Origin of the sequence: Amycolatopsis sp. (genome assembly GCF_035276945.1) — a bacterium.
Lineage (GTDB): Bacteria > Actinomycetota > Actinomycetes > Mycobacteriales > Pseudonocardiaceae > Amycolatopsis_E.
On sequence record NZ_DATELF010000097.1, the window covers coordinates 1 to 9769 of the forward strand.

The 9769-nt window shown below is 69.9% G+C and carries 9 protein-coding genes and 1 pseudogene; 9 read left to right on the forward strand and 1 reads right to left on the reverse strand.

What is annotated here, in order from left to right; translation table 11 throughout:
* Positions 1–339: 339 nt before the first annotated feature.
* The 3 genes and pseudogenes from VJT49_RS16565 to glyA form a co-directional block, all read left to right on the forward strand.
* Positions 340–601, forward strand: a pseudogene (locus VJT49_RS16565) (hypothetical protein); the annotation flags it as partial.
* A 498-nt stretch (positions 602–1099) separates the two neighbouring features.
* Positions 1100–1618: a gamma carbonic anhydrase family protein gene (locus VJT49_RS16570; RefSeq protein ID WP_324165724.1), complete on the forward strand. Its 519-nt coding sequence runs from the start codon at positions 1100–1102 to the stop codon at positions 1616–1618.
* A gap of 179 nt (positions 1619–1797) precedes the next feature.
* Positions 1798–3066, forward strand: a complete 1269-nt coding sequence (glyA, locus tag VJT49_RS16575) for a serine hydroxymethyltransferase (RefSeq protein ID WP_324165725.1) — start codon at positions 1798–1800, stop codon at positions 3064–3066.
* 45 nt (positions 3067–3111) lie between these two features.
* Here glyA and VJT49_RS16580 read toward each other — a convergent pair whose 3' ends face one another.
* The gene (locus VJT49_RS16580) at positions 3112–3624 is read right to left on the reverse strand and encodes an inorganic diphosphatase (protein WP_324165726.1); all 513 of its coding nucleotides are present in this window, start codon (positions 3622–3624) and stop codon (positions 3112–3114) included.
* Positions 3625–4285: 661 nt separating this feature from the next.
* On the opposite strand from VJT49_RS16580, the gene dacB reads away from it, so the two are divergent.
* From dacB to VJT49_RS16610, 6 genes are all read left to right on the forward strand, one after another.
* Positions 4286–5683, forward strand: a complete 1398-nt coding sequence (dacB, locus tag VJT49_RS16585) for a D-alanyl-D-alanine carboxypeptidase/D-alanyl-D-alanine endopeptidase (protein WP_324165727.1) — start codon at positions 4286–4288, stop codon at positions 5681–5683.
* A 77-nt stretch (positions 5684–5760) separates the two neighbouring features.
* Positions 5761–6837 carry a zinc-dependent metalloprotease gene (locus VJT49_RS16590; RefSeq protein WP_324165728.1) on the forward strand — a complete coding sequence of 359 codons (1077 nt, stop codon included), beginning with the start codon at positions 5761–5763 and terminating at the stop codon, positions 6835–6837.
* A complete protein-coding gene (gene tilS / locus VJT49_RS16595; protein WP_324165729.1) occupies positions 6834–7820 on the forward strand; it encodes a tRNA lysidine(34) synthetase TilS in 987 nt (328 codons plus the stop codon). The genes VJT49_RS16590 and tilS overlap by 4 nt, the downstream gene beginning before the upstream one ends.
* A 3-nt stretch (positions 7821–7823) precedes the next feature.
* Positions 7824–8378 (forward strand): hypoxanthine phosphoribosyltransferase, encoded by a 555-nt coding sequence (gene hpt / locus VJT49_RS16600; protein WP_324165730.1) that lies wholly within the window; start codon positions 7824–7826, stop codon positions 8376–8378.
* Between the two features lie 135 nt (positions 8379–8513).
* Complete coding sequence (locus tag VJT49_RS16605) at positions 8514–8885, forward strand: hypothetical protein (RefSeq protein WP_324165731.1); 372 nt, start codon at positions 8514–8516, stop codon at positions 8883–8885.
* Between the two features lie 6 nt (positions 8886–8891).
* A partial coding sequence (locus tag VJT49_RS16610) for a hypothetical protein (protein ID WP_324165732.1) occupies positions 8892–9769 on the forward strand: 878 nt, incomplete at its 3' end.

A 9769-nucleotide genomic window follows, 5' to 3' on the forward strand; every position in this document is an offset into this window, starting at 1 on the left:
GGGGTTCGATTCCCCCACGCGGCTCCACCTCTGACCAGGGCCTTCCCGGGCCAACGGGAAGGCCCTGGTTTAGTTCACGGCTGTGGCCGTGCGCCGCTGAACCCGCTGGCTGGTAATGGTCCTGTCAGCAACAGTTCGGACTCGTCAATCAAGCCCTGAGCGCTGCTGGCGGCATAGTCGAAACATTGGCCACCTGACGAAACATGCCAAGGCCGAACGCATCGACAACAACCCGGCCTCTTCCGGCAACGCGTGTTGTGACAGCGATTGCGACGACAGAGCCCGCCGTCCGGCCGGCGGGCGGGGGAAGGTCGCCGAAGACGGAGAAGGTTCTTTGGGGTGGCGGCCGTAATCGGGTGGTGCGGCTCTGATCGGCGCGTATGGCTGGGTGTACGGGAATTGGATGGTCGACGACGCGGCCATCACGTTTGCGTATGCGCGCAGTATTTCGGACGGGTTGGGTCCAGTGGTAGCGCCGGGTGCGGAGCCGGTCGAAGGGTTTTCGAATCCCACCTGGACCGCGTTGCTGAGTGGGCTGGTGCTCGGTTTGTTTGATCGAAGCACCCTGTTCAATGTTCAGGACTACGTCCTGTTTCCCAAACTGAACGCCGACCGGGACACGGATCGAACACGACTGCGCCAGCGCGACGGAAGGAGACCTGCAGTTGCCCGACCGCGCCGTCCCGTCCGACGAACACACCATCGCCTGGTGGCGGCAGGGCGCCACGAAGAACCGCGACTACCTGTGCAACACCTGGACGGGGGAGTCGTCGGCAATGTCATGACAAGTGGGACAATCGTCCTAAAAGGAGGCCTGTCTCACGAAAACGCCATGGCCGCCGGGCCATCGCGACCAGCCGTCGTCCGACCAACTGGCGAAGCAGGAGGAGAGATCCCGAAGAGCGGCTGTGGACGGTCCACGAGGCGTATCTCGGCACCTTCGCCGAGAACCCCAACGCGGCCTTCCTCTGGTTCGAGTACTGGGTCGCGGTCGGCCGGGCCGACCAGATGCAGGCGGCCGAGGCCATGTCGCGGTCGGTCACCGATCGTGACACTTCGCGAGAAAATCCGCTCGATCTGCCTCGCATAGGGTGGCGCCATGCCTCAGTTCTCATTCGAGGGTGTCAGCCCGACCGTGCACCCGGACGCCTGGATCGCTCCGACCGCGACCCTCATCGGCGACGTCGTCATCGAAAAAGGCGTTTCGATCTGGTACGGCGTGGTGGTGCGCGCCGATTTCGGCAAGATCGTCATCCGGGAGGGCGCCAATATCCAGGACAACTCGGTGATTCACGTCAACACCGGGGTGTGCGAGGTGGGCCGCAACGTCACCGTCGGGCACATGTGCCTGGTGCACGACTGCACGATCGGCGAGCAGGCGCTGATCGGCAACGGCGCCACCGTGCTGGACCAGGCGAAGATCGGGCCACGCGCGCTGGTCGCCGCGGGCGCCACCGTCACGCCCAACACCGAGGTTCCCGCCGAGGCGATGGCACTGGGCAGCCCGGCGAAGAAGTTCGTCCCGCTGAGCGACTCGGCCCGCGCCTGGGTCGACCACAACGCCGCCGTCTACCAGCAGCTCGCCCGGCGCCACCGCGACGGCATAGCGCCCGTCTGACACCTTGGTGCGCGGAACTGCGGGAAACACAGCCCGCGCGGCGGTCCTTACGCGCCGGGCGCAAGTACCATCTACAGGCGAAGCAGCGACTGGCGCCATAGAGGTGGAGCACCACCGGGAAGCGACCGACGAGGCCGGCACCGCGCGCCTGGGTGTGGCCGTGTCAGGGAGTTAGGAACATGACGCACCAGCCCCCCATCCCGACCCTCACCGCGGCCGACCCGGAGATCGCCGGGCTCGTCGAGGACGAGGCCCGCCGCCAGGCGGAGAAGATCCGCTTGATCGCCTCGGAGAACTACGTGTCCCAGGCGGTGCTCGAGGCGACGGGGACCGTGCTGACGAACAAGTACTCCGAGGGCTACGCCGGTAAGCGGTACTACGAGGGCCAGCAGTACATCGACCAGCTCGAGCGGGTCGCCATCGAGCGGGCGAAATCGGTCTTCGGGGTGGCGCACGCCAACGTGCAGCCCTATTCCGGTTCCCCGGCGAACCTCGCGGTCTACCTCGCCTTCGCCCAGCCTGGCGACACGGTGCTCGGCATGGCCCTGCCCGACGGCGGGCACCTCACGCACGGCTGGACCGTTTCGGCCACCGGTAAGTGGTTCAACGCCGTGCGTTACGGCGTGCGAAAGGAGACCGGGCGGGTCGATCTCGACCAGGTCCGCGACCTCGCGCTCGAACACCGGCCGAAGCTCATCTTCGCCGGTGGCACGGCGATCCCACGTACGATCGACTTCCCGGCCTTCGCCAAGATCGCGGCCGAGGTCGACGCGGTGCTGGTCGCCGACATCGCGCATATCGCGGGCCTGATCGCCGGCGGCGCGCACCCGTCGCCGGTCGGGCACGCGCAGGTGATCACCACGACCACGCACAAGACACTCCGCGGTCCCCGTGGCGCGATGATCATGACCGACGCCGACCACGCCAAGGCCGTGGACAAGGCGGTGTTCCCCGGTCTGCAGGGCGGCCCGCACAACCACACCACGGCGGCGATCGCGGTGTCGCTCGGCGAGGCGGCCAAGCCGGAGTTCCGCGACTACGCGCACGCGATCGTGGCGAACGCCAAGGCGCTGGCCGAGGCGCTGATCGAGCGCGGGTTCGACCTCGTCTCCGGCGGCACCGACAACCACCTGCTGCTGGTCGACCTGACGAACAGGCAGATCGGCGGGAAGCCGGCGGCGCAGGCACTGGACCGGGCCGGCATCGAACTCAACTACAACACGGTGCCGTTCGACCCGCGCAAGCCGTTCGACCCGTCGGGCATCCGGCTCGGCACCGCGGCGATCACCACCCGCGGCCTGACCCCGGAGCACCAGCCGCAGATCGCCGAGTGGCTGGACCGGACCATCGCCGCCGCCATCGCCGAGGACGAACCCGCGCTCGCCAGGATCGCGGGGGAGGTCCGGGACCTGCTCACGGCCTACCCGATCCCCGGCTATCGGGCCTGAGGTTTCCGAAGCGGCCCAACGTGGGGCACGTTGGGCCGCTTCGGATCAGTGCGCCGAACCCGCGGCGGCCTTGGCCAGCCGGTCGGCCTCGCGCTCGTAGGAGCGCTTGATCTCGGCCTCGGCCTCGGCCCGGCCGACCCAGCTCGACCCCTCGACGCTCTTCGCCGGCTCCAGGTCCTTGTACACCTCGAAGAAGTGCTGGATCTCCAGCTTGTGGAACTCGTTGAGGTGGTGAATGTCCCGCAGGTGCTCCAGCCGCGGGTCGGCGGCGGGAACCGCGAGCACCTTGTCGTCCGGGCCCTTCTCGTCGGTCATCCGGAACATGCCGATGGCCCGGCAGCGGATCAGGCAGCCCGGGAAGGTCGGCTCCTGGACCAGCACCAGCACGTCCAGCGGGTCCCCGTCCTGGCCGAGGGTGTCGTCGACGAACCCGTAGTCGGCGGGATACTGCGTGGCGGTGAACAGGGTGCGGTCGAGCCGGATGCGCCCGGTCTTGTGATCCACTTCGTACTTGTTGCGCTCCCCTTTGGGGATCTCGATGGTGGCGTCGAACTCCACGGGCTCGCTGACCTCGTCCTCTTCAAGCCGTATGGGCGGCTAACGGTTTTCACTGATTTGACTTCACTAGTGTGGACCACGCGTCATCGCCGAGTCGCACGGATGTCGCCTTGACAACTGTGAGTTGACTGTGACGTAGGTCCCTGGGCGCCGTAGATACACGTAGGAGGGGTGCGTGCCGCCGCACGAGCAAGAGCCACAGTGGCCGTCGGACGATTCGGACACGTCCGGCGCCGGGGACAAGGCCGCGCAGCCTCCGGCTCCTGAGGGGGAGAAGACGGCCCAGCTGCCCGTGCAGCCGCGACTGCCGGAGGCACCGACCGTCTGGGTGCAGCTTCCCCAGCCGCTCCAGTCGTCCCGGCCCACCGACCGCCAGGCGCAGCAGGCCGACCATCGACCGAGCCCACCGAGCCCACCGAGCCCACCGAGCCCACCGAGCCCAGCGAGCCCAGCGAGCCCAGCGGCTCGGCAAGCCAAGCCCCCGCAGAGCCCGTCACAACCGCAGCAGTCGCAGCAACCCCAGCCCTGGCCCCCGTGGCCGGCGCCGCAGCCGCTTCCGGCGCAGCCGGTCCCCTCCGCGTCCGCGGCGACCGCCCAGCCGGTCCGGATCGAGCCCACCGGCGAAGCGCCTGCCGCCGCGCAAGCCGGTGACGAAGAGCCCGTGCCGCCAAAACGCGGCAAACGCCGTGTGCTGGTCTTCAGCGGCGTCGCGGTGTTGCTCGTCGTCGCTCTCGGCGTGGCCGCCGCGTTGCCCTATGTTTCCAACCGGCTCGGCCTGCCGTGGGCGCCGAACCTGCCCAAGGGCGATTCTCCGGAGCCGACCACGGTGAACCTGGCTCTGAAGGGGCCGAGCCCGTCGGCGCCGACACCCACCAACGTCGGCGTGTCTGCGGCGCTGTCCGGTCCGGCGAGCAACCCGGCCCTCGGCACACTGACCGGGACGGTGATCGACCCGGCCACCGGTTCGACGCTCTGGGACCGCAACTCCGGCCAGCCGCTCACGCCCGCGTCGACGACCAAGCTGCTCACGACGTCCGCCGCCCTGCTCGCCCTCGACCACGGCCTGCAGTTGGGCACGAAGGTGGTGGCAGGCTCGTCTCCGGACACCGTGATCCTGGTCCCGGGCGGCGACGCCACACTGTCGGCCCTGCCCGCAGGCCAGAAGTCGATCTATACCGGCGCCGCGCACCTCGACGACCTCGTCGCGCAGGTCAAGCGGGAGGCCGGCGGGTCGGTGAAGAAGGTGCAGATCGACCCCTCCCTGTACAGCGGCGGCCCCGCCGCGGCGAGCTGGGAACCCGAAGACGTCCCGAAGTACGCGGCGCAGATCGTGCCGGGCATGCTCGACGGCGGGCTGATCGATCCCCACAACGAAAAGGCCGAGGATCACGTCAACGACCCGTCGGGCGCGTTGCTCAAGGAGTTCGCCGACCGGCTCGGTGCCGCGACCGGCGGCACGACCGCCGCGCCGAAGGGCGCCAAGGTGCTGGGCGAGGTGCGCTCCGCCCCGATCACCGAGCTGATCGACAACCTCCTCCAGCTGTCCGACAACACCCTCGCCGAGGTGGTCGGGCGGCAGACGGCGATCGCCGCCGGTGCCGCGCCGACGTTCGACGGAGTCGCGCAGACGACGCTGAAAGTGTTGTCCCAGAACGGTTTCGACACCGCCGGCGTGGTGCTGCACGACGGCAGCGGACTGTCCAATTTGAACAGAGTGCCGGCGAGGCTGCTGGCCCAGTTGCTCGCGGCGGCCTCCGCGCCGGACGGCAAGGACCCGAGGACCGCGAAACTGCGCCCGTTGCTGGAAGGCCTGCCGGTGGCCGGGGGCAGCGGCACCCTGTCCGACCGCTACCGCGACCCGGCTTCTTCTCCTGGCAAGGGTTGGGTGCGGGCCAAGACGGGCACCCTCACCGGCGTGAACAACCTGGCGGGCGTGGTGCTGGACGCCGACGGCCGCATGCTGGCGTTCGCGCTGATGTCCAACGGCTCGGACCAGAACGTGGGCAGGTCCGGTGTCGACGCCGTCGCGGCCACGCTTCGTGGCTGCGGATGCCGTTGACGAGCACGAGACAGACACCAAAAGGCCAGGTAGCGTCGAGAAGGTGAGCACGGTGAGCGAGGAGCCCGGAGGCGCCCATGAGGGATGACGTCGTGGACGCTCCGCAGGACTCGGCCCGGTCGGTGGTGGACTGGTCGCTCGCCGCGTCGACGGGTGCGTTCCTGGTGCGCGGCGGACCGTCGGTGCCCCGGGAAGAGGCGAAGCTCGCGGTGCGTGAGTTGCGCGATCTGACCGTGGACGCCGAAACCCACGTTCGTGAGCTGACCGGGCTCGGCGCGGGGCTGCCACTGCGTCCGGGCGAGGTGGTCGACCGGCCCGGCTGGGTGCGTTCGGCGGCGGCGGGGCTCGACGCGTTGACCGGCAAGGCATTGCGGTCTCTCCCGGCCAATCCGTTCGGCCCGTTGCTGGCGGGCAGCGCCGGCGTGCAGACCGGGGTGGTGCTGGCGTTCCTGGCTTCCCGCGTGCTCGGCCAGTACGACCCGTTCGGTGGGCCCCACGGCGAGGGCAGGCTGCTGCTCGTGGCGCCGAACGTGGTGACCGCGCAGCAGACTCTGGGGGTGCCGGGACGTGACTTCCGGATGTGGGTGTGTTTGCACGAGAGCACGCACCGGTTGCAGTTCACCGCGGTCGGCTGGCTCAAGGACTATTTCGCCGACGAGGTCGAGCGGCTGGTCGGCGGACTCACCGGGGCCGACGCCGACGGCCTGTCCGATCTGCTCGGCCGGCTGCCCGACGCGTTGCGGGAGGCCAGGCGCAGCAAAGCCGACGGGGTGCTCGCGCTCGGTCAGTTCCTGCGTTCGCCGCAGCAGCGGGCCGTGTTCGACCGGCTGCTGGCGCTGTCCACCCTGCTCGAAGGCCACGCCGACTACGTGATGGACGCGGTCGGCCCGGGTGTGGTGCCCACCGTGGAGACGATCCGTGCGCGGTTCACCGCCCGGCGCCGGGGCGGCGGGCTGCTGGACCGGTTCCTGCGCGGCCTGCTCGGGGTGGACGCCAAGATCCGCCAGTACGCGCAGGGCGCCGCGTTCACCCGCCAGGTCGTGGGCCAGGTCGGGATGGCCGGGTTCAACGCGGTGTGGCGGTCGCCCAACACGCTGCCGACGCGGGCCGAGATCGCCGACCCCGCCGCCTGGATCCGGCGCGTCCACGGTTGAACGAGCAGGTGGCCGCGGTGCGGCGGGCGGTGCGGGAGTTCCTGGGTCCCTTGTCCTGTGGCGAGCTGAACATCGCGGTCTCGGGCGGTGCCGATTCGCTCGCCCTCGCCGAAGCCGGCGCATATGTGGGCCACCAGTTTGGACTGCCGGTGCGAGCGCTGGTCGTCGACCACGGGCTGCAGGAGGGTTCCGCGCGCGTCGCCGCGGAAGCCGCCGACCTCGCGCGGAAGCTGGGCGCGGACACCGCGGAGGTGCTCACCGTCCAGGTCACCGGGCCCGGCGGGCTGGAAGCGGCCGCCCGCCGCGCCCGGTACGCGGCGTTGCGGAATGCGCTTTCTCACGGAAACACGCTCGTCCTGCTCGGTCACACGCGGGACGACCAGGCGGAGACCGTGCTGCTCGGCCTGGGCCGGGGGTCGGGGCCGCGGTCGGTCGCGGGCATGCGTCCGCTCGACCCGCCGTGGGGCAGGCCGCTGCTGAACGTGCCGCGCTCGGTCACCCAGGCCGCGTGTGCCGAACTGGGCATCGAACCCTGGGTGGATCCGCAGAACGCCGATCCCCGCTTCACGCGTGTGAGGTTGCGCACGGAGGTCCTGCCGCTGCTGGAAGACGTCCTCAACGGCGGGGTGCCCGCCGCGCTCGCCCGCACCGCCGCGCAACTGCGGGAGGATCTGGAAACCCTGGACGCGCTGGCGGAGGACCTCCTCGGCCAGGCTCGTGCCCTCCGCGGGCTGGACATCGGCGTGCTCGCGAAGGCGCCTGCCCCGCTCCGTCGGCGAGTGCTGCGCAGGTGGCTGCTCGACGCCGGAGCGCGCGACCTCACCGACGCCCATCTGCGGTCCGTGGACGCGCTGATCGGCGACTGGCGTGGCCAGGGCGGCGTCTGGCTACCCGGTAGCTTGGTGGCCGAGCGGTCGCATGGCAGGCTTGCCGTGAATCGGCGCGCGGACGCGCGAATCACCGGAAACACCAGAGGGGACTGACCCGTGTACGAGGGCGAGATCGCCTCCGTGCTCGTCACCGAGCCGCAGATCAAGGACAAGATCAACGAACTCGCCAAGCAGATCGCGGCCGACTACGCCCGGGACGGCGTGACCGCCGACCTCCTGCTGGTGGGGGTGCTCAAGGGAGCGGTCATGTTCATGACCGACTTCGCCCGTGCGCTGCCCATTCCGGCGCAGCTGGAGTTCATGGCGGTGTCCTCCTACGGATCCTCGACCTCGTCGTCCGGGGTGGTCCGCATCCTCAAGGACCTCGACCGGGACATCGCCGGCCGCCATGTGCTGATCGTCGAGGACATCGTCGACTCCGGGCTCACCCTGTCCTGGCTGCTGAAGAACCTCGCCAGCCGCAACCCGGCGTCGCTGGCGGTGTGCTCGCTGCTGCGCAAGCCGGAAGCGGTCAAGGTGGACGTGCCGGTCCGCTATGTCGGATTCGACATTCCCAACGAATTCGTGGTCGGCTACGGGCTGGACTACGCCGAGCGGTACCGGGACCTGCCCTACATCGGGACCCTGGATCCGCACGTGTACAGCTCCTGACGGCCGGGCTTGGGCTGTTCGGGCGAGGTGGGAACCCGGAGCCGCCGGAACCCGTCATAAGTGTCGCCCGGGTGCGTTAACCTATGCGAACAACAGCCGCGAGAGCGATGCTTACTTTGGGGCAGGAGTGAACTGATGGGGAACAGTTACGCGGATGCCGCGGCGTTTCGCGCTGCCGCCGTGAACGGGGAACTGGGGGTCGACCCGGACGCCGCGCAGGCGGTGCTGAAGAAGATCCGCACCGGCAAGGACTCGGTGGAGAACCTGCTGCGCAACGCGGGTGCGCTGGCCGAGCCGCCGAAGCTCGGCGCGAACCCGGTCGGCAACGCGATAGCGGAGAAGTTCGCCCAGCGCGCCGACGGCGGCGGCGACTCCTACGCACAGGCGCTGCAGAACCTCTACAACCAGTACGACCAGGCAGAGCAGGCCATCCTCGCGGCGATGAGCCACTACCACCGCATCGAGCAGGCCGCCGTCGACGCGCTGTCCGGGAATCAGGAGGTCTGATCCACCATGACGAACCCGAACAGCGGCTCCACCCCCAAGGTGCAGCTGGGGGACAACGGCGAGAGCGCGGCCATCGTCCAGCAGGCCCGCAACTCCGCCGGCGGCTTCGACTACGGTTCCGACCGCGCGATCGGCAGCCCGCCGAACTGGGCGGCGCAGGAGAGCGAGCAGCTCTACCTCGGCGCGACGCGGAACAACGACCCGGCCAGTGCCGAGGCCACCGGCCAGATGTGGAAGTCACACGGTGACGAGCTGCACCAGGCGGCCAACGACCTGTACAACGCGATCAGCGAGCTGGGCAACGTGTGGGTCGGGCAGGGTGCCGGGTCCGCGCAGGGGGCACTGGTCGGCCTTGCCAACTCCAGCAAGCAGGCGGGCGACGCGGCGCACACCATGTCCTCCCGGCTCGCGCAGCAGGCCGCTGCCGCCGAGCAGGTGAAGAAGATGCCGGCACCGAAGACCTTCGACCCGGCGCAGCAGACCGCCGCGATGCTGGCGGGCGGGCCTGCCGCGATGGTCGCGGACATGAAGAAGCAGTCCGACGAGGCCGACGCGGTGAAGGCGCAGCAGGTCCGGTACTTCAACGCCTACACCCAGGCGATGTCCGAAGTGGACAACTCGACGCCGAGCTTCGGGCCGGACTCGCTCGGGCTGCCCGCCGGTGACGGGATCAGCGCGACGCACGCGTCCTCGGTGGGCGGTGCGAGCGGGTTCATGGGTGCCTATGCCGGCGCCGGTTCGTTCGGTCCGGTCACCGGACTGGCGGGCGGCGACACGTCCAGCCGCGGGGCGGCGTACGGGGGACATCTCGGTCAGTTCGGCGGGGCGGGCCAGGTGCCCGGTGGCGGCGGGGTTCCGGTCGGCGACCCGGCCGCGGCGGGCTT